Origin of the sequence: Mycolicibacterium vaccae NBRC 14118 = CIP 105934, from assembly GCF_001552715.1 — a bacterium.
Classification (GTDB): domain Bacteria; phylum Actinomycetota; class Actinomycetes; order Mycobacteriales; family Mycobacteriaceae; genus Mycobacterium; species Mycobacterium vaccae.
This window is the reverse complement of record NZ_BCRS01000078.1, coordinates 1-19573: the sequence shown is the minus strand read 5'-3', so window position 1 is coordinate 19573 and position 19573 is coordinate 1. Positions and strand designations below refer to the sequence as shown.

Annotated in this window: 21 protein-coding genes and 1 other RNA gene; 11 read left to right on the top strand and 11 right to left on the bottom strand. The window is 67.7% G+C overall.

The genetic code is table 11. The annotated features are described in order from the left end of the window. Positions 1-5: 5 nt before the first annotated feature. From MVA01S_RS16190 to hisN, 3 genes are all read right to left on the bottom strand, one after another. Positions 6-1223, bottom strand: a complete 1218-nt coding sequence (locus MVA01S_RS16190; protein WP_003928957.1) for an acyl-CoA dehydrogenase family protein — start codon at positions 1221-1223, stop codon at positions 6-8. A 48-nt stretch (positions 1224-1271) separates the two neighbouring features. After that, positions 1272-2663, bottom strand: a complete 1392-nt coding sequence (locus MVA01S_RS16185; protein WP_003928956.1) for an acyl-CoA dehydrogenase family protein — start codon at positions 2661-2663, stop codon at positions 1272-1274. Positions 2664-2792: 129 nt separating this feature from the next. Then, positions 2793-3572 carry a histidinol-phosphatase gene (hisN, locus tag MVA01S_RS16180; protein ID WP_003928955.1) on the bottom strand — a complete coding sequence of 260 codons (780 nt, stop codon included), beginning with the start codon at positions 3570-3572 and terminating at the stop codon, positions 2793-2795. A 23-nt stretch (positions 3573-3595) separates the two neighbouring features. On the opposite strand from hisN, the gene MVA01S_RS16175 reads away from it, so the two are divergent. Continuing rightward, on the top strand, positions 3596-3991 hold the full coding sequence (locus MVA01S_RS16175; RefSeq protein ID WP_003928954.1) for a hypothetical protein: 396 nt from the start codon (positions 3596-3598) through the stop codon (positions 3989-3991). 11 nt (positions 3992-4002) lie between these two features. Here MVA01S_RS16175 and MVA01S_RS16170 read toward each other — a convergent pair whose 3' ends face one another. Beyond that, positions 4003-5379, bottom strand: a complete 1377-nt coding sequence (locus MVA01S_RS16170; RefSeq protein WP_003928953.1) for an FAD-dependent oxidoreductase — start codon at positions 5377-5379, stop codon at positions 4003-4005. Positions 5380-5574: 195 nt separating this feature from the next. Between MVA01S_RS16170 and prfB the strand changes: the two genes are divergently transcribed. The 9 genes from prfB (at position 5575) to ssrA (ending at position 13969) form a co-directional block, all read left to right on the top strand. Further along, the gene (gene prfB, locus MVA01S_RS16165) at positions 5575-6690 is read left to right on the top strand and encodes a peptide chain release factor 2 (RefSeq protein ID WP_003928952.1); all 1116 of its coding nucleotides are present in this window, start codon (positions 5575-5577) and stop codon (positions 6688-6690) included. Between the two features lie 8 nt (positions 6691-6698). After that, entirely contained in the window at positions 6699-7685 is a 987-nt protein-coding gene (locus tag MVA01S_RS16160) for a mechanosensitive ion channel family protein (protein WP_003928951.1), read from the top strand. Further along, entirely contained in the window at positions 7682-8197 is a 516-nt protein-coding gene (locus MVA01S_RS16155; protein ID WP_003928950.1) for an Rv3103c family proline-rich protein, read from the top strand. The genes MVA01S_RS16160 and MVA01S_RS16155 overlap by 4 nt, the downstream gene beginning before the upstream one ends. A gap of 44 nt (positions 8198-8241) precedes the next feature. Further along, on the top strand, positions 8242-8931 hold the full coding sequence (gene ftsE, locus MVA01S_RS16150) for a cell division ATP-binding protein FtsE (RefSeq protein WP_003928949.1): 690 nt from the start codon (positions 8242-8244) through the stop codon (positions 8929-8931). Beyond that, on the top strand, positions 8932-9828 hold the full coding sequence (gene ftsX, locus MVA01S_RS16145) for a permease-like cell division protein FtsX (protein WP_003928948.1): 897 nt from the start codon (positions 8932-8934) through the stop codon (positions 9826-9828). Between the two features lie 2 nt (positions 9829-9830). Then, positions 9831-10328 carry an SsrA-binding protein SmpB gene (gene smpB, locus MVA01S_RS16140; protein ID WP_003928947.1) on the top strand — a complete coding sequence of 166 codons (498 nt, stop codon included), beginning with the start codon at positions 9831-9833 and terminating at the stop codon, positions 10326-10328. Then, positions 10325-11170, top strand: coding sequence for a DMT family transporter (locus tag MVA01S_RS16135; RefSeq protein WP_174538941.1), 846 nt, complete (start codon positions 10325-10327; stop codon positions 11168-11170). The genes smpB and MVA01S_RS16135 overlap by 4 nt, the downstream gene beginning before the upstream one ends. A gap of 71 nt (positions 11171-11241) precedes the next feature. Further along, positions 11242-13524 carry a putative bifunctional diguanylate cyclase/phosphodiesterase gene (locus tag MVA01S_RS16130; RefSeq protein ID WP_003928945.1) on the top strand — a complete coding sequence of 761 codons (2283 nt, stop codon included), beginning with the start codon at positions 11242-11244 and terminating at the stop codon, positions 13522-13524. 77 nt (positions 13525-13601) lie between these two features. Next, positions 13602-13969, top strand: a transfer-messenger RNA (tmRNA) gene (gene ssrA, locus MVA01S_RS16125). Between the two features lie 59 nt (positions 13970-14028). On the opposite strand, the gene MVA01S_RS16120 is transcribed toward ssrA, so the two are convergent. The 4 genes from MVA01S_RS16120 to MVA01S_RS16110 form a co-directional block, all read right to left on the bottom strand. Further along, positions 14029-14844, bottom strand: a complete 816-nt coding sequence (locus MVA01S_RS16120; RefSeq protein WP_003928944.1) for a DUF1206 domain-containing protein — start codon at positions 14842-14844, stop codon at positions 14029-14031. Between the two features lie 57 nt (positions 14845-14901). Continuing rightward, the gene (locus tag MVA01S_RS16115; RefSeq protein ID WP_003928943.1) at positions 14902-15351 is read right to left on the bottom strand and encodes a hypothetical protein; all 450 of its coding nucleotides are present in this window, start codon (positions 15349-15351) and stop codon (positions 14902-14904) included. A 70-nt stretch (positions 15352-15421) separates the two neighbouring features. Next, positions 15422-15595: a CsbD family protein gene (locus MVA01S_RS30500; RefSeq protein ID WP_003928942.1), complete on the bottom strand. Its 174-nt coding sequence runs from the start codon at positions 15593-15595 to the stop codon at positions 15422-15424. A gap of 104 nt (positions 15596-15699) precedes the next feature. Beyond that, entirely contained in the window at positions 15700-16173 is a 474-nt protein-coding gene (locus MVA01S_RS16110; RefSeq protein ID WP_003928941.1) for a hypothetical protein, read from the bottom strand. 128 nt (positions 16174-16301) lie between these two features. Between MVA01S_RS16110 and MVA01S_RS16105 the strand changes: the two genes are divergently transcribed. Further along, positions 16302-17021 (top strand): TetR/AcrR family transcriptional regulator C-terminal domain-containing protein, encoded by a 720-nt coding sequence (locus MVA01S_RS16105; protein ID WP_081528973.1) that lies wholly within the window; start codon positions 16302-16304, stop codon positions 17019-17021. 45 nt (positions 17022-17066) lie between these two features. Here MVA01S_RS16105 and MVA01S_RS16100 read toward each other — a convergent pair whose 3' ends face one another. The 3 genes from MVA01S_RS16100 to MVA01S_RS16090 form a co-directional block, all read right to left on the bottom strand. Next, complete coding sequence (locus MVA01S_RS16100; RefSeq protein ID WP_003928939.1) at positions 17067-17951, bottom strand: NYN domain-containing protein; 885 nt, start codon at positions 17949-17951, stop codon at positions 17067-17069. 38 nt (positions 17952-17989) lie between these two features. After that, a complete protein-coding gene (locus MVA01S_RS16095) occupies positions 17990-18685 on the bottom strand; it encodes a cutinase family protein (RefSeq protein WP_390176132.1) in 696 nt (231 codons plus the stop codon). A gap of 160 nt (positions 18686-18845) precedes the next feature. Further along, a complete protein-coding gene (locus MVA01S_RS16090; RefSeq protein WP_003928937.1) occupies positions 18846-19325 on the bottom strand; it encodes an acyl-CoA thioesterase in 480 nt (159 codons plus the stop codon). Positions 19326-19573: the final 248 nt, after the last annotated feature.

Sequence of the window (19573 nt, the reverse complement as noted above, 5' to 3'; positions counted from 1 at the left end):
GGTCACTACTTCAATTCGGCCGAGGAGAGTCCGAGCAACCGGCGGGCGACCACCAGCTGCTGGATCTGCTGGGTGCCCTCGAAGATGTCGAGGATCTTGGAGTCGCGTGCCCACTTCTCCAGCAGGGTCTGCTCAGAATAGCCGGTGGTCCCGGCCATTTCGACGGCCTTGAGGGTGATGTCGCTGGCCACCCGGGCGGCCTTGGCCTTGCCCATCGAGGCTTCCTTGGAGTTGGGGATCCGGTTGTCTGCCTGCCAGGCCGAGCGCACCGTCAGCAGGTAGCCGGACTCCCATTCGGCCTCCATCCGGAGGAACTCCGCAGCGGCGGCGCTCTGCGCGTGCGCGGGCTTGTCGTAGGAGATCTCGATGCCGGCGTCGGTGAGGATCTTGCGCAGATCCTCCAGCGCGGCCCGAGCCACCCCGACGGCCATCGCCGCGACGATCGGCCGGGTGTTGTCGAAGGTCTCCATGACCCCGGCAAAACCCTTCTCCACGTGGATCTCCGGATCACCGAGCAGGTTGTCCTTCGGAATCCGGGCGTTGTCGAACCGGATCACCGCGGTGTCGGAGGCCTTGATGCCGAGCTTGTGCTCCAACCGTTCGACCGTCACCCCGGGGTGTTCGCGGGGAACGATGAACGACTTGATCGCCGCGCGGCCCTTGGTCTTGTCCAGCGTCGCCCACACCACGATGTGGCTGGCCCGGGAACCGGCGGTGACGAAGATCTTTTCGCCGTTGATCACGTACTCGTCGCCGTCGAGCACCGCGGTGGTGGACACCGCGGCAGAGTCCGAACCGAAGCTCGGCTCGGTGATCGCCATCGCGGCCCACACGCCCTTGCCGAGACGCTCCAACTGCTCCGGGGTGGCCACCGACGAGATCGCGGCGTTGCCGAGGCCCTGGCGCGGCACCGACAGCAGCAGCGCGACGTCGCCCCAGGAGATCTCCAGCGCGTTGAGCAACGCGGACATGTTGGCGCCGTTGATATTCGACTTCTTGCCGTCGTCGGCGGCCCCGACGAAGGCGTCCGTGCCTGCGAACGAGATGGTCTTGGCCTCCGAGATACCGTCGAACAGGTCGGCCAGGGTGTCGAGTTCGACGGGGTAGGCGTGCTCCATGAGGTCGTATTTGCGCGAGATGGGACGGATCATCTCGGCGGCACCGTCGTGGCCCTTCTCGATGACCGCCTGGAGCTTCTTCGGCATTTCCAGATTGATCGCCATGATGTTCAAGCCTTCCTAGAGGGCACTATCGGTTGAAGGACGTATCGGTCAGAGAACGACGACGCCTTCGGCGACGCCGATGGCCCGCAGGTCGCGGTACCAGCGTTCGACCGGATGTTCCTTGGTGTAGCCGTGGCCGCCGAGCAGCTGGACGCCGTCGAGGCCGATCTGCATCGCCTTGTCACTGCCCAACTTCTTGGCCAGCGCCGCCTCGCGGGCGAACGGCAGCCCTTGCTCGGCCCGCGCGGCGCCGCGCCAGGTGATGAGCCGCAGGCCGTCCAGTTCGATCGCGATGTTGGCGCACATGAACGCCACCGACTGCCGGTGGGCGATCGGCTCACCGAATGCGGTGCGCTCCTTGACATACGGGATCACATAGTCGAGGACCGCGTGCGAGGTGCCGACCGCCAGTGCGGCCCAGCCGAGGCGCGACAGCGCGATCGCCTCGGAATAGTTCTGCGCGTGCTCGGCCTCGGTGGCCTCTTCGCCCAGTCGCGCGCTGAGCGGGACGGTGACCTTGTCGAGTTCGACGCGGCCCAGCGCGGCGGCCCGGATGCCCATGCTCGGGTCCGGGGAGACCGTCAGCCCCGCGGTGTCCGCCTCGACGACGAACAGTGCGGGCCTGCCGTTGAGTTGCGCTGCGATGATGAAGATCTCGGCGTCGGCAGCTGCGGGGACCAAGCTCTTGACCCCGTCGAGGCGGTACCCGCTCGGGGTGCGGACCGCGGTGGTCTTCAGCGCGGTCGGGTCGAACAGCGCGTGGGGTTCGGCGATGGCGACACAGCCCTGCGGCACGTTGTCCCCGGCGAACTCCTTCAGGTAGGTCGCCTGCTGGTCGGCGCTGCCCCAGTAGGTCAGCGCGGACGCGACGCCGCCGGGCGCCAGGATCGGCAGCGCCAGCCCCATGTCGCCATAGGCGAGCGCCTCGGCGACGAGTGCGTTGGTCACGGTGGTCCGGTGCTCGGCGATGCCGTCGAAGTCCTCCGGCACGTTGATGGCGGTGATGCCCAGTTCGGCGGCCCTGGCGATCAGGTCCGGGGGATAGGCCGCGGCGTCGTCGGCGTCATGGGCCGCGGGTCGCAGAATCTCCTCGGCGAACTCCTCGACGGTCGCAACGATCATCTTCTGGTCGTCGTCCGGGGTGAGGTCGAAGTAGTCCGAACCCTTGGGCCGGTGACCTTCCAGCCGGGTGGCCGGCTTGCCGAGGCCCTGCACGCGCTGCCACTGCCGGGTGGAGGCTCCGACGGCCGAGAACGCCTGCTGGACCCCGTAGCGCAGGCTCCGGTTCAGCGGGTCGCGCAGGTTGTACTTGTCCAGGAACTCCTGACCCATGATCGGCGTGATCAGCGCCAGGCCGATGGCGGTGACCGACCGCTTGTGCTTCTGCAGGCCGACGGCGCTCTCGTGGCCGTGGCGCTTGGACGGCAGGGTGTTCGTCATGGGCTGCTGCCTCGTCTCATCGTCGGCGATACGCGAATGCGCAACTGACTCCAGAGTAAGGTATCGGAACTGACTGACGAGTAAGGTGATGCCGTTCTGTAGCGAATTTCACACGCGCCACCAGCGATGTCAGCCGGAGAGCGCGTCCAGCACCGCGTCGTGCAGCAGGCCGTTGGTGGCCACCGCGCTGCCGCCGTGCGGGCCCGTCCCGCCGGACAGATCGGTGAAACGCCCGCCGGCCTCCCGCACCAGGATGTCCAGCGGCGCCAGGTCCCACAGCTTGACCTCCGGTTCCACCGCGACGTCCACCGCTCCCTCGGCCACCAGGCAGTACGACCAGAAGTCGCCGTAGCCGCGCACCCGCCACACCGTATCGAGGAACTCCAGGAACCGCGGTCGGGCGTCGTCCCAGCCGGTCGTCAGGTCCGAGTACGACACGCTGGCCGCATCCAGATCGCCGACTCCGGACACCGAGATCCTGCGCGTCTGACCGCCGAACGACGTGTAGGCGCCCTGACCTTCGGCGGCCCACCACCGCCGCCCGAGCGCCGGGGCGCTGACCACCCCGACCGCCGGCACACCGTCGACGAGCAACGCGATCAACGTGGACCACACCGGAACGCCGCGGACGAAGTTCTTGGTGCCGTCGATCGGGTCGACCACCCACTGCCGGCCGCTGAACTCCTTGGTCCCGCCGAATTCCTCGCCGAACACGGAGTCCTGCGGGCGGGCCTCGGCCAGCCGGGCGCGCAGCAGTCGCTCGGCGTCCAGGTCCGCGTCGGTGGCCGGCGTCAGGTCCGGTTTCGTCTCGATCTTCAGGTCGACCGCACCGAACCGCTGCATCGTCAAGACGTCGGTCTCGTCGGCCAGTTGCAGGGCCAGGGTCATGTCGTCGGCGAGGGCGCTCATAGGTGTCGTCCTACCATGGCCGTGTGTTCGAATTCGCGATGATCCTGTTGCTCGTCGGTGCGCTGGTGCTCCTGGCCCGCCCGTTGCTCGCACGACGGCGGGGCGTCGGCAACGACTGGGTGCCCGGCATGCTGCTGGTCACCGGGGTCAGCCCGCGGCCCGACGGGGTCACCGGCGAGCAGTTCGTCACCATCACCGGGGTCATCAACGGCCCGACCGTGAACGAGTACACGGTGTACACCCGGATGACGGCCGACGTCGACAACTGGCCGACGATGGGCCAACTCATGGACGTGATGTACTCGCCGGGCAATCCGGAGAAGTGGGCGTTCGGTACCCGTCCGGAGCCGATGCCCCCGGTGGGTCCGATGGACCCGACAGACCCGGCGGATCCCGCGGGCCCGCCGCCGCGCCCCTGAAGCCCCTGGCGTCAGCCGTGCCCGATCCGGAGGAGGTCCTCGAGGCTGGTGAGCTTCACCCGCGGGCGTCCTGAGCCTTCACCGGTGGTCCGTTCGTAGGCGTCGATCAGCTGCCAGTGCTCGGTCGTGACCAGCTTCGGCTGACGCTCCAGCAGCCATTGCCGGATCTGGTCGAGGTGCTCGGCGTCGAAGTCGGCGAGCTCCGCCTCCGCCAGGTCCGCCAGCAACGTCTCGACCGTGTCGGCAGAGTCCTTCTTGTTGCTGCCGATCACCCCGGTGGGGCCCCGTTTGATCCAGCCCACGACGTACTCGTTGCGCCTGCCCTCGATCCTGCCGTCGGTGTGCGGGATGGTGCCCGCCCGCTCGTCGAACGGCAGACCGGGCGTCGGCAGGCCGCGATATCCGACGGCGCGTACCACCAGCTGCGCCGGCACCTCCTCGCGCTCCCCGGTGTCCTTGGCCGTCACCCGTCCGTCGGCACCGCTGATGAGTTCGTTGCGGCCCAACACGATCGACTCGACCCTGTCGTCCCCTTTGATCTCGATCGGCGAGGTCCGGAACCGGAACACGATCCGGCGCCGGGACCCCTTCGGCTCGGCGTCGGCATACCCGCGCAGCACCTTGATGTTGTTGCGCACGGTCTTACCGGCGGCCTCCAGGTCCTCGTCGGTGATGTCGGCGAAGTCGTCGGGATCGATCACCACGTCGACGTCGCCGAGGGCTTCGAGGGCGCCGAGCTCACGCAGTTCCAGCGTGGTGAACGGCGCCTGCAGCGGACCACGCCTGCCGATGATCAGCACCTCTTCGACGCCGCGGGCGTGCAGTGACTGCAGTGCGTGGTCGGCGATGTCGGTCTCGGCGAGCAGGTCGGGATCGCTGACCAGGATGCGGGCCACGTCGATCGCGACGTTGCCGTTGCCCACCACCACCGCGCGCCCACCCGACACGTCCGGCGCCATCTCGCCGAAGTGGGGGTGGGCGTTGTACCAGCCGACGAAGTCGACCGCGGCGACGCTGCCGGGCAGATCTTCGCCCGGGATGCCCAGCGACCGGTCGGCCTGCGCGCCGATCGCGTAGACGACCGCGTCGTAACGCTCCGCCAGTTCGGCCGGTTGCACGTGATCGCCGATCACGATGTTGCCGAAGAAGCGGAACCGCGGGTCCGCCGAGATCTTGTCGAACTGGGCGCTGATCGACTTGATCTTCGGGTGATCGGGTGCCACGCCGGACCGGACCAGACCCCACGGGGTCGGCAGCATCTCCAGCATGTCGACGCGAACGTCGCGGTTGTCGTCGGCGTCGCCGAACTTGAGCAGGGACGCGGCGGCGAAGTACCCGGAGGGTCCAGAGCCGACGATGGCCACGTAGTAGGGCCGTAAAGGGGGCATGGGGCTGCCTTCTGTCGCTACCCGGACACGCGCAGAGGGCTGCCGCGACGTGTCCGGACGGAGGTTCCGCCCCGATGCTAGAACGCCGACGAGGCCGCGCACGGCATTCTGGAGTGGTCCCGGCAAAATCGGTCCCTGATCGCCGGTCGGGCTGCGACGCCAGATGCCGTGCGCGGAGTGAGTAACCTCTAGGCCGTGGATCCTGACCGCCAAGCCGACATCGCCGCCCTCGACACCACGCTGACCACCGTGGAGCGTGTCGTCGACGTCGACGGGCTCCGCGGGCGCATCGACCAGCTGGAAAAGGACGCCTCCGACCCGCAGCTGTGGGACGACCAGGCCCGCGCGCAGAAGGTGACCAGCGACCTGTCCCACGCGCAGAACGAACTCCGCAGGCTCGAGGAACTGCGCGGCCGGATCGAGGATCTGCCGGTCCTCTACGAGCTCGCCTCCGAGGAGGACGGCGCGGGTGGCGCCGAAGCCCTGGAGGAGGCCGACGCCGAACTCGCCAAACTCCGCGAGGACATCGCGGCGATGGAGGTGCGCACGCTGCTCTCGGGGGAGTACGACGAGCGCGAAGCGGTCGTCACCATCCGGTCCGGCGCGGGCGGGGTGGACGCCGCCGACTGGGCCGAGATGTTGATGCGGATGTACATCCGCTGGGCCGAGCAGCACAACTATCCGGTCGAGGTGTTCGACACGTCCTACGCGGAAGAGGCCGGAATCAAAAGCGCCACCTTCGCGGTGCACGCCCCGTACGCCTACGGCACGTTGTCGGTGGAGCAGGGCACCCACCGGCTGGTGCGGATCAGCCCGTTCGACAACCAGAGCCGGCGGCAGACGTCGTTCGCCGACGTCGAGGTGCTTCCGGTGGTCGAGACGACCGACCACATCGACATTCCCGAGACCGATTTGCGTGTCGACGTGTACCGCTCCAGCGGGCCGGGCGGGCAGTCGGTCAACACCACCGACTCGGCGGTCCGGCTGACCCACATCCCGACCGGGATAGTCGTCACCTGCCAGAACGAGAAGTCGCAGCTGCAGAACAAGGTCGCGGCCATGCGGGTGCTGCAGGCGAAACTGCTGGCGCGCAAGAAGGAAGAGGAACGTGCCGAGCTCGACGCGCTCAAGGGAGACGGCGGCAGCTCGTGGGGTAACCAGATGCGTTCCTACGTGCTGCACCCGTACCAGATGGTCAAGGATCTGCGCACCGAGTACGAGGTAGGAAACCCGGCGGCTGTGCTGGACGGAGACATCGACGGCTTCCTGGAGGCCGGGATCCGCTGGCGCAACCGGAAAGACGACGACTGATCCAGCCGATGGACATCCAGCCGACGGACGTAGTTCTGGCATTCGACATGGCCTCGCGGTGGCACGGCTTCTGGCGGGGCGAGATCGGGGTGTGGATTCTCGACCGCGGGGTGCGTATCGCGCTGCTGCTGATCGGCGGCCTGCTCGCCGCACGGTTCATCAACTGGGCGGCCCAGCGCATCACCCGCCGGATCGACGCCGAGTACCAGGAGAGCGACCAGCTGGTGCGCACGGAGAGTGCCAAACACCGCCAGGCCGTCGCGTCGGTGATCTCCTGGGTGTCGGTCGCGCTGCTGTTCGTGATGGTGGCGGTGCAGATCACCGACATCCTGGCGATACCGATCGGTTCGCTGGTGGCGCCCGCCGCCGTGATCGGCGCCGCGCTGGGTTTCGGCGCGCAACGCCTCGTGCAGGATCTGCTGTCCGGTTTCTTCATCATCACCGAGAAGCAGTACGGGTTCGGTGATCTCGTGGCGCTGACGGTCTCGGGCATCGCCGCACCCGCCGAGGGCACCGTCGAGGACGTGACGTTGCGGGTGACGAAACTGCGCTCGGCGGAGGGCGAGATGTACACCATCCCCAACGGTCAGATCGTCAAGACGGTGAACCTGTCCAAGGACTGGGCACGCGCGGTCATCGACATCCCGGTGCCGACGTCGGCGGACCTCAACCTCGTCAACGAGGTGCTGCACGACGTGGCGCAGAACGCGATCGACCAGCCCGAGTTGCACGACCTCCTACTCGATGCGCCCCAGCTGATGGGCGTGGAGAGCATCGAACTCGACACCGTGAACCTGCGGATGGTGGCCCGCACGTTGCCCGGCAAGCAGTTCGAGGTGGGTCGCGCACTGCGGGTGCTCGTCGTGCGGGCGCTGCGCCGCTCCGGGATCGTGGCCAAGGGTGAGGCGCCTGCGCCCACCGTGGGTGCGATCGTGCACCCCGCCACTGCGGGCGGAGCCGAGAGGGAGACCCAGGGACCGGAGTCGGACCGATGAGGTTCTTCACGCCGCGCGAGGACCGCACCCGCTCCTGGCCCACCTATCTGTTCCACGGCCGGATGCGGGCGTCCACGGCCGTGCTGATCGTGGCCTTCTGCGCCCTGTTTTGGGTCAACCAGAACTACCGCCCGGAGCCGCCCGCGCCGACGCAGGACCCGGCCCAGCAGGTGGTGCCGCCCGGCTTCGTGCCGGACCCGAACTACACCTGGGTGCCCCGGACCAACGTGGCGCCGCGCGAGCCGGAGTACACCACGCGGACACCGACCACGACGACCACCACCCCGTCGCCGACCACCACGACGCCGACGTCGCCGACCGCGCCGTCCGAGCCGGCGACCACGACATCGCCCGGGCCGGTGGTGCCGTTCGGGCCGACGACGACGGTCATCGACCCCGACGGGCCCGGCCCCTTGGGCCCTCAGACCTTCACGCAGGCGCCGCCGGCGGAGCCGCCGGGCACCCCCACCCCGTCCGAGCAGACACCTCCGACGGTGCCGCCACTGCCGTAGTGACGGGGCGGCGCCCCCGGACCCCGCTACACTGGCGTGCCGTGATGATCACCCTCGACCGCGTCTCCAAGCAGTACAAGTCGTCAGCGCGCCCGGCGCTCGACAACGTATCGGTCAAGATCGAGAAGGGTGAGTTCGTCTTCCTCATCGGCCCCTCGGGCTCGGGCAAATCCACGTTCATGCGACTACTGCTCGCCGAGGACACCCCGACCACGGGTGACATCCGAGTTTCCAAGTTCCACGTGAACAAGCTCTCCGGCCGTCATATCCCAGGTCTGCGGCAGGTCCTGGGGTGCGTGTTCCAGGACTTCCGGCTGCTGCAGCAGAAGACGGTCTTCGAGAACGTCGCCTTCGCGCTCGAGGTGATCGGCAAGCGCGCCGACACCATCAACCGGGTGGTTCCCGAGGTGCTGGAGATGGTGGGCCTGTCCGGCAAGGCCAACCGGCTGCCCGCCGAACTGTCCGGTGGCGAGCAGCAGCGGGTCGCGATCGCGCGGGCATTCGTGAACCGGCCGCTGGTGCTGCTGGCCGACGAACCCACCGGCAACCTGGACCCGGAGACAAGCAAGGACATCATGGACCTGCTCGAGCGCATCAACCGCACGGGCACGACCGTGGTGATGGCCACCCACGACCACCACATCGTCGACTCGATGCGTCAGCGGGTCGTCGAACTCGAACTCGGCCGGCTGATTCGTGACGAACAGCGCGGCGTCTACGGAATGGATCGCTAAGTGCGCTTCGGCTTTCTCGTCAACGAGGTCCTGACCGGGCTTCGCCGCAATGTGACCATGACGGTCGCGATGATCCTCACCACCGCGATCTCCATCGGTCTGTTCGGCGGCGGCATGCTCGTGGTGCGCCTGGCCGACCAGTCCCGTGCCATCTATCTGGACCGGGTGGAAAGTCAGGTCTTCCTCACCGATGACGTCGCGGCCGACGACCCGACCTGCGACGCCGATCCGTGTAAGGCGCTGCGCTCGCAGATCGAGGCACGCGACGACGTGCGGTCGGTGCGCTTCCTCAACCGCGACGACGCGTACGCCGACGCGATCCGGAAGTTCCCGCAGTACAAGGATGTCGCGAGCGCGGACGCGTTCCCGGCGTCATTCGTCGTCAAGCTGGACGATCCTGAACAGCACCAGAGTTTCGACGAGGCGATGGTCGGCCAGCCCGGCGTGCGCAGCGTGCTGAACCAGAAGGACCTGATCGACCGCCTGTTCGCGGTGCTCGACGGGCTGTCGAACGTGGCGTTCGCGGTGGCGCTGGTGCAGGCGATCGGCGCGGTGCTGCTGATCGCGAACATGGTCCAGGTCGCCGCCTACACCAGACGCACCGAGATCGGCATCATGCGACTGGTCGGCGCCACCCGCTGGTACACCCAACTGCCGTTCCTGGTCGAAGCCATGCTGGCCGCGTTGATCGGCGTCGTCATCGCGATCGGCGGGCTGATCCTGGTGCGCGCGCTGTTCCTGGAGAAGGCGCTCGACCAGTTCTACCAAGCCAATCTGATCGCCAAGGTCGACTACGCCGACATCCTGTACTACAGCGCGCCGTGGATGTTGTTCCTCGGGCTCGCGATGTCAGGGGTCACCGCGTACGTCACCTTGCGGCTGTACGTGCGGCGGTAGCTGTGGCCAAGAAAGCCAAGTCTCCCAAGGACAGCAACAACCAGGTCGTCGCGAGCAACCGCAAGGCCCGGCACAACTACGCGATCCTGGAGACCTTCGAAGCGGGGATCGCGTTGATGGGCACCGAGGTCAAGAGCCTGCGCGACGGGCAGGCCTCGCTGGCCGACGCGTTCGCCACCGTCGACGACGGGGAGATCTGGCTGCGCAACCTGCACATCCCCGAATATCACCACGGCTCCTGGACCAATCACGCGCCGCGACGCAACCGCAAACTGCTGCTGCACCGCAAGCAGATCGACAACCTGGTCGGCAAGATCCGCGACGGCAATCTCACCCTGGTCCCGCTGTCGCTGTACTTCACCGGCGGCAAGGTCAAGGTCGAGTTGGCGCTGGCCCGCGGCAAGCAGGCCCACGACAAACGCCAGGACATGGCGCGCCGGGACGCCCAACGCGAGGTCACCCGTGAACTGGGCCGTCGTGTCAAGGGCATGACCTCCTGACCGGAATCCTCACCGCGCTGCTCGCCGCGTTCGGCTACGGCGTCAGCGACTTCGTAGGGGGCATCGCCTCGCGGCGGGTGGCCGCGCTGCGCGTCGTCATCGTGTCCTATCCGGTGGCGATGGTGTTGTTGACGTTCCTCGCCCTGCCGATGGGCGGCCAGCTCAGCGGCCCGGCCGTCGGGTGGGGGTTGACGGCCGGGCTGGTGCAGGCGTTCGGCGTGTGGTGGTTCTATGCCGCGCTGGGATCGGGTCCGATCTCGGTGGTGTCACCATTGACCGCGATTCTGGTCGCCGGCATCCCGGTCCTGGTGGGCATGGTGCTCGGCGAGAGACCCAGCGCGCTGGCCGGCGTCGGCATCGTGCTCGCGCTCGTCGCGGTGGTTCTGGTCAGCCGCGGCACCGACGACAAGGACGTCAGCCCGCACCGCTTCACCCCGAAGGTCGCCTGGTTGACGGTCGGGTCCGGGGCGGCGTTCGGGATGAACTTCGTGGTGCTCCACCAGGTGCCACCGGAGGCCGAACTCTGGCCGCTGGTGTTCGGCCGGTTGGCCGCCACCGCGGTCGTGCTGACTGCCGCCGCGGTGACGGCAAACCTGGTGCTGGAGCGGGGCGTACCGCTGAAGCTGGCGGTGCTGGCCGGGGGACTGGACACGGTTGCGAACGTCGCGACATTGCTGGCGCTGCAGTCCTCGATGCTGTCTCTGGCAGGGGTGCTGATCGCGCTCTACCCGGCGTCCACGGTGGCGTTGGCGATTGTGGTGCTGCGCGAACGGGTAACTCGCTGGCAGGCGATCGGAATGCTGTTGGCGTTGAGTTCCGTCGCGTTGATCGCGGCGAACTAGCGAGGTCTAGCGACCGCACACCGCCCGGGGGGACCGTGGAAGGAGGCGGGGTGACGGCCACATCATTTTCAGTGCCCCGGCTCCTGGTCATCGTCGGTGTCCCGGTGTTGGCGGTGGTGAATGCGTTCGCGTTCTGGGGCGAGGAGACGGCCCGGTTCGGCGAGTTCGTACTGCAGGTGGCCACCGCACTGGGCGCGGCCGTCTGCGGGATCGTCGTCGCCCGCCGACTGACAGGCATGAGCCGATGGTGGCGGCTGCTCTACGTGGGCGCGCTGTCGACCTGGGTGGTGGGGCAGATCCTGTGGTGGACCGGCGGGGCCGACGCCGCGCCCGTGGCCGCCCGCATCGCCTACCTGTCGCTGCCGGTGCTGGCACTTGCGGCGGTCTTTCTCCTGGTGCGATCCAGCGGCGGCGTGACGGCCACCCCCGACAGCCCGCTACGCCACCCCTTCGTCACCAACGCCTTCGACGGGGTGATCGCCGGGATCTCGTTTCTGATCCTGGCTGCGATGGGCGACTTCGGCACCCGCTCGACCGACTCGCTGCCGCGGTCCGGGATACCCGCGCTCGACATCGTCTTCGCGATCGCCGAGACACTGTTGGTGGCGTGGGCCGTGGTGACCGCGATGATCTACGAACCCGGCAGGCCCTACCGCAAGAACTACCTGCTGCTGGCCGGGGGGCTGGTGATGATGGCCGCGTCGGACCGGCTCGTCGCCTACTTCCGCTCGATCGGTGTCGACGGCGGCGACCTGTGGGGCGGTATCGGGATCATCGTCGGACCTGTCGCCATCGCGTTCGCGATGCTGGAACTCTCTGACCCTGAGGACGACGACGTCGGCGGGGGTTTCGACTGGGCCCGACTCGTCCTGCCCTATCTGGGATTTCTCGGCGTCTCGATCATGGTCGGGTTCCATGTGCTGATCGGCCGGCAACTGCATCCGGCCGTGGTGTGCCTGACGCTGGCCATGGTCATCCTGGTGACCGTGCGTCAGATCGTCGCGATGCGGGCGCAGGACATACTGAACCGGCGCCTGCACTGGGCCCAGCGCGGGCTGGCGTACCAGGTGCATCACGACGCATTGACCGGACTGCCGAACCGGACCCTGTTTGCGGACCGGCTCGACGAGGCCGTGACGCACGGCCGGTTCGTGCTGATCTTCGTCGACCTCGACGACTTCAAGGAGGTCAACGACCGGTTCGGGCACGCTGCGGGTGACGATCTGTTGCGCGCGGTGGGGGAGCGCCTGACGCGGTGTGTGACCGAGGGGGACACGCTGGCCCGCGTCGGTGGGGACGAGTTCGCGATCCTGATCCTCGACGAGGTGGAGCACCTGGAGACCGTCGCCGAGCGTCTGCGCATCGCGTTGCGTGACCCATTCCCGGTGCACGGCTCGTCGGTGCGGGTCAAAGCCAGCATGGGGCTGGTCCGGCCCGACTCCAATGGGGTGGCGCAGACCTCCGACGACCTGCTGCGGCAGGCGGACATCTCGATGTACGCCGGTAAGCGGTTGGGCAAGGACAGGGCGGTGGTCTACCAGCCGGCGTCCGGCGTGACTGTGGACTTTCCCACGGTGCTGCGCAGGGCCGGTGGCCGCCGTCCGCCGGGATTCCGACTGGTCTACCAGCCGGTGGTGCGGTTGCCGCAGGGCACGCCGGTGGCGGTGGAGGCGCTGGCCCGGTGGACGGCGCCCAACGGCATCGACATCCCGCCCGAGACGTTCGTCGCGGTGGCCGAAGCGGCCGGACTCGGCGCAGATCTGGACGCGTTGGTGCTCGACCTGGCGTGCGAGGAGGTCCAGGGGATGGGTCTGGCCGTCGACATCCACGTCAATGTCGGAGCAGCCAGACTGGGTAATCCCGGGTTCGAGTACGAGGTGCGTAAGGCCCTGCATCGACACCGGATACCGAGCAACCGGCTGGTCCTGGAGATCACCGAGACCGAACCGATCGTCGACCTCGACCGGGCCGCCGCCCAGATCCGCCGGCTCAGTGAGGTCGGCGTCAAGGTCGCGCTGGACGACTTCGGCGCCGGCTTCAACTCGCTGACGTATCTGCACTGCCTGCCCGTCCACATCGTGAAGCTGGATCGCACTCTGGCTTCCGGCGGCGAGGCGGCGCGGGATCTGATGCTGTACCGCTCGGTCATCGGGCTCTGCGGCGATCTGGGGTTGGACGTGATCGCCGAGGGAATCGAGTCTGTCGACCGCTCTGACATGGTGTGTCGTGCCGGTGGCCGACTCGCCCAGGGCCACCTGTTCAGTCGTCCGGTGCCGCTGCCGGAGCTGGTCGAGTCCTTCGAACGCAGCGGCCACCTCGAGCTCGCCCGCTCGGCGCCCGACGCGCCGCGCTGAGCGGAATGAATATCCGGTGGCCGATGTTGGATGGCCCGGTAGTATGGGGAGTCCGCCGATGGTCGGCGGGTGTGCGAGGGGCTGAACGGTTTCGACTTCGCGCATCGAATCAAGGGAAGCGTGCCGGTGCAGGCAATTGACCACCGTAAGCGTCGTTGCAACCAATTAAGCGCCGATTCCAATCAGCGCGATTACGCTCTCGCTGCCTAAGCGAAGCTAATCCGTCAGACCGGGAGAGCCCTCGACCCGGACCCTGGCGTCATCTAGAGGGACCCACCCACGGGTTCGGTCGCGGAACCTGTGGGGACACCAAACAGCGACTGGGATCGTCATCCTGACTTGTTCGCGTGATCAGGAGATCCGAGTAGAGACATAGCGGACTGCGCACGGAGAAGCCTCGAGGGAATGCCGTAGGACCCGGGTTCGATTCCCGGCAGCTCCACCGAATGAAGGGCCGCAGAGATGCGGCCCTTCATTGTGTTGGCATGGGTAGATGCGGTCGGTCTACATCTTGGTGTATCTGGCCATGGCGAAGCTGTACAGCCCGTAGGTGATGATGCCAAGGCCTGCGACGATCAGCATCACGGCGCCGTACGGTTGGGCACCGAGTGCCTTCAGGGCGCCATCGATTCCGGTCGCGCTGTGCGGGTCTGTGCGGCTGACCGCGACGATGACCAGTATTCCGGCGCCGGCGATGGCCAGGCCTTTGACGACGTAGCCCACCGCGCCCAGGCGCCGCACCAGGTCGCTGGACTTACCACTGAGGTCGTCGACGAAGCTCTGGCTGGCGCCCTTGTAGACGTGATATGCCCCCACCGCAAAGATCACGATCCCAGCAGCGATGAGCGCGACAGTGCCTGCGCCGGTCTGCATGAGGCGTGCACTGATCCCGGCGCTCTGCTCGCCGCTCGATTTTCCGGAGCCGCGGGCGAATCCGAACGTGGAGTACGCGAGCGCGAAATAGACCACCGCGAGTGCAAAAGCCTTCGCACGGTCCAGAACTTCCGATGCCGCGCGCTGCGATTTGGGATCCGTCGAACGGCCCACCGCTGTTTCGACCAGTCGCCACAGCGCCATCGTCAAGAACGCGAGGGTGGCGGTCCAGAGTGCGACGATGCCACCTGGCTGGGCGGCGACTGCCGAGAGCGCACCGGATTGATCAGCACTGCCGACACCGCTGCCCAAAGCGATCCGGATGGCGAGATAGCCGATGGTGAGGTGCAACAAGCCGCTCACGATATAGCCGGTTCGGGCGAATCGTTCAAAGGTGCCGTTCTGCACCATCTCGGTCGCGGTAGTGGCCGACGCCCGGTCAATCATCTGTTGCATTCCTAACCGACCGGGGCGGTCGCCGCTGCCGAGTCGAGGTGGGCCAAACTACCTGGTCTTGGGCATCACGGGCGGGACTCGGTTGTCTGTGGAGGCTTCCCGTGCCGGCTGACGCGTTGTGGAGGCAGTCCTTCTCGAGTCGTCGACATCTGTGTCCGGGTCGATCTCGTTGGCGCGTTCGAAGTCCTGGTCGACCTCGCCGCGCGCGGAGGTCGCGTCGCTTCGGCGTAGCTGCGCTTGGTGCCGGAGGCCGTTCGCGTGCGCCGCGTTGGCCTCGGCTTCGGCTTGCGCAGCACGGGCTTTGGCCTCGGTTTCGTCGGCGAGTGCCTCCCGCTGCCCAACCTTGTGGGACTGTTCGGCGGCCTGCTCGCGGATCTCAGCGGCCTCGGCGCGATGGTGTTCGGTGCGCTTCTTCCTTGCGACCCAGGTGATTGCTGCGATGAGCAGAAGCGCGACGACCACGACTGCTGCGATCACAACGATGGTGTTGGTATTCATGTGGACTCCTCGAGTCGGTGGGGATGGAAGGTCGGGGTGGGGACGTCTGTGCGCGCCGGACGGTCGGTCATCAGTGTTTGAAGACGTCTTTGGCCTTGGCCCCCATCTGCTTGGTGTTTGCCTTCGCCTGCTCGACGCGTCCCTCCGTGCGTAGCCGGGTATTGCCGGTGGCACGTCCGAAGTACTTCTTGGTTGCGCCCTTGACCGCTTCGGTCTTGTTGGCGAGTTTCTTGCCGATACTCATTCGATTCCCTTGGTGTAGTGGCTATCTCAGCGAGGCGGCGATGCAGTCAGCGCGACTGCACGGACCGGCGTCGCCCTGGCTCGGGACGGAAACGCGACGGGGTGCTAGCGGGACCCGTCGTCGCGTTGACCGCTGGTGACCCGCTTCGGCAGACGTGACCAGAGGCCGGAACGCCGTACTCCCGTGCGGTTCGTCTGGCCCCGCCCGGGAGCGGTGTCCCGTCCGGAGTTCCCGCTCGGGCCTACGTCAGCGCCGGCGCTCTGCTGTTCGAGCAGGGTGGCGCGGTCGCGGTTGGCGAACGCCGCTTCGCGTTGGGACCGGGCGAGTTCGCGGCGCGCTTGTTGTCCGCGGGCCGCTGTGTGTCGGCTACCGGCCAGCACCGCGCTCATTCCCAGCATGGCCACCGCTCCGACCACGATGCCGACCAGGAACAGCGTGCCCGTTGACCCGGTGACGGTGTAGCCGAACATGGAGAAATTGCCGGTCAACGAGTGATCGACACCGGCATTGCCCAGCACTCCGACGATTCCGACAATCACGGCGATGAGCAGGACAGCTAATCCGATGATGACGATCATGGCAACGCCTCTGATTCCGGTGCTAGGTGTCCCAGTCAACGCTGGACCCGAGCAATTGTCAACGGTGTTGACACACAGCGTTGGTTTACAGTGTGGACGAAGGGAGCGGTGCAGTGGTCAGACAGTCGATGCGTACGGCCGCCGGCGACGAGCCGAACGCGGCGGGCGGCCCCGGTAACGGTGCGATCACCCGGTCCCACATTCTGCGATCGGCGTTGAGGATCATCGACGAGGACGGCGTGGACGCACTGTCGATGCGCCGGCTCAGCGACGCCGTCGGCCGGGATGCGACGGTGCTGTACCGTCACGTCCCGAGCAAAGCCGCCGTGCTCGACGGCGTGGTCGAGATCGTGTTGGGCCAGCTCTCGGTGGATACCGCCGACCCCGACTGGTCGCGCCAGCTTCGGGTGGTCGCCCACCGCTTCCGCGCGCTCGCCCTCGAGCACCCGAATGTGGTGCCGCTGTTGGTCACTCGACCTTTGGCCACCCCGCTAGGGCAGCGCCCGCCGGGTACTCTGCGATCCCTCGAGGACGTCCTCACCTTGCTGGCATCCGCCGGGTTCACCGGCGACGATGCCCTCCACATCTATCGGGTGCTGTTCGCCTTCCTGTACGGCCACATCCTCACCGAACTGCAGGAGGTCATCGAACGGCCGGAAGAAACGGATCACGTGCTACGGCTCGGGCTGCATCGGCTGTCGATCGTCGAATTCCCCCGGATACGTTCACTGGCGTCCACGTTGGCCTCGTATGACGGGGCGGCTGAACTCGACCGTGGACTCGACCTCCTGATCACCGGCTTGACCGCAGCCCTCACCCATCCCGACGGATCGCCCCGCACCACCTAGCCACGTCGACGCCGAGGTTCTCCGCCGGTCCGTATCGGCTCCGCGCTACTTCGCCGACGGTTCGGCCAACCGCACCAACCGCGTCGTCGAGCTCTCGTCCAGTTCCACCACGCCCGAGCGGGAGCGCAGGAAATCACTGAACGAGCGGTAGCCCAGAGACTTCTCGTTGAACGACGGATCCATCCGCTTCATCTGCGCCTTCACCGCCGAGTTGTGCAGCCACTCGGCGTCGTCCTTCTCCAGCCCGATCTGCAGCGCCCGGGTCAACAGCCCGGTGGCCGCCGCCTGCGGGTCCGGCGCCTCCGGCTCCTCGGAGGGTTTGGCCCTGCCCGAGCGGCGCCGCGGGGCCGGTTTCTCGTCCACCACGGCCGGCTCGAGGGCGGGGATGCCGGGCAGGGCGTCATAGGTGACGAACTCGTCGCACGCCGCGGCCAGCATGCGGCTCGATGACCCGGCCACGCCGATGCCGACCACGTAGCGGCCCAGGCGTTTACATCGCTGGGCCAGCGCGATGTAGTCGGAGTCGCCGGCCACGATCACCACATGGGTCAGGTCGGGCAGCCGGAACATGTCCTCGACCGCGTCCACGGCCAGCCGGATGTCGGCGCCGTTCTTGCCGTAGGCCGCGGCCGGGAACAACTGCACCAGGTCGACCGCGCGCCCCACCAGCTGACCGCGGTAGCGCGCGTTGATCTCGGCCGACCAGTCGGCGTAGGCGCGGGTCAGCACCAGCGTGCCGAAGGACGACGCGAAGTCGATGACGGCGCCGACGTCGACGGTGGCGCGGTCCAGCTTGTCCGGGCCGTCCTCGGGCGGCTTGGCCTTGTCCTTCTGGAAGGAGTTGCGGCCGTTCACCTGGTCGTACCGCGAGATCACGATGTTGTCGAAGTCGAGGTACACCGCGACGCGGGCGGCACCGGAATCGGTCATGAACCTCAGTGTTACCGATGGACCGGCCGCGGTGACAGTCAGCTCTCGGCTGTCGGCGTGTCTGCCGGGGCGGTGGCGATCTTGCCGGCGGCGAAGTCGGCGGCCTGCAGCACCAGGCCGTCGGCGACGTAGCGCGCGTGTGCGCCGATGTCGTTGCCCGGCGAGCACACGAAGTCATTGGGCACGCACAACTCGATGGTCTTCGGTTGGTACAACGTCCCGATCGCCACCGGCGGTTGCTGGATCATCTCCATGAACCGCTCCGACGGGGCCCCCAGCAGGGTGACCGCGGCGACGTGGTCGGCGATGTCCGCGGGCATCGGTTCTGGAACCTCGGAGGCCGAGACTCCGTCGGGAATCAATTCCGTTGTCACGAAACCCATCACGGCCGCACCCTGCGAATAGCCGCCGAGCACCAGCTTGGTGTCGGGACAGTTCATGGCCATTTTCTGCACGTGCGTGCTCGCGTCGGTGATGCCCACCACCGCGGTCGGGAAGTCCGGACTTGCCGGGTAGTCGACGGCGTAGACGCCCACCGACTTGTCGCCGAGTCTGGCCCGCAGGTCGTCGACGAACGCCTGTCCGATGTGGCCGAGGCCCGGTGCCTCGGTGGTGCCCCGCGCGAAGACCACCTCGACGTCGGGGCAAGCGGGCGCGGCGACAGGCGGGGCCGGTAGCGGAGGGGGCGGCGCGGGTTGCGCCAAGGCCTGGGGGGCGACGAGAAACGCACCCAGCACGCTTGTCGCAGCCACGACCGCGGAACGTCGGAAACCGGTTAGACGAACTGACCATCCCACGGGTCGATGGTGACACAGTTGCCGCGCCGAGGCACGTTCGGCAGCCGGCGGCGCGGCGCCGCAATCCCTCGCGGACAGGGGTTTACCAGCGATGTCGCTACCTGTCGGCGGTGAGGCGCATGGACTCGAGATTGGTCCGCACCTCGTCGGGGATCGGGGTCGGGCCGTCGTCACCGAGGAGCACCAGCACCGTGTCGCACAGGCTGACACACGAGTCGTCGAGGAACAGCGCGCTGGATGCCACGAACGAGGTGCGACCGAGGTGGCCGACGCCGACGGCGGTCTGCAGCACCGAGGGCCACGGCGCTTCGCGCAGGTAGTGCACGACGATCGTCGACGTGACGAGGCGCTGCGTTCTGGTGGCGAGGTGGTAGGCGGCGGGAAACACCCGGCGGTTGAAGGTCGCCCTGGTGTTCTCGTGCAGCGACTCCAGCGCGACGTTGTTGAGATGACCGTTGGCGTCCATGTCGCCGAACCGGGCCGCGACGGAGTCGTGCACCGGATAGGTCTTGACGCTCAGCCGCGCCGGGTGCGGTCGCGGTGCCGAGCTGATCAACGAGGGCGGGCCGGAATCCATGGGGTCAAACTAGCCGCGTGCGGCAGAATGGCGGCGATGACGACACCGCCGCGGCCGCCAGGGCAACCCGGCCGGCGTGGGCGCGGGTATCCGGGCGGCGATCCGGCGACCCGCCGGTTGCCCCGTCCGGGCGGGCCCGACGCCCGTACCGAACGCCTCCGGGCCCGGCCGCCGGACGCCGTACCGACCGAAAAGCTCCGTCGCCCAGCAGCGCAACCACCACCGCCACCGGCACGGCCACAAGCACC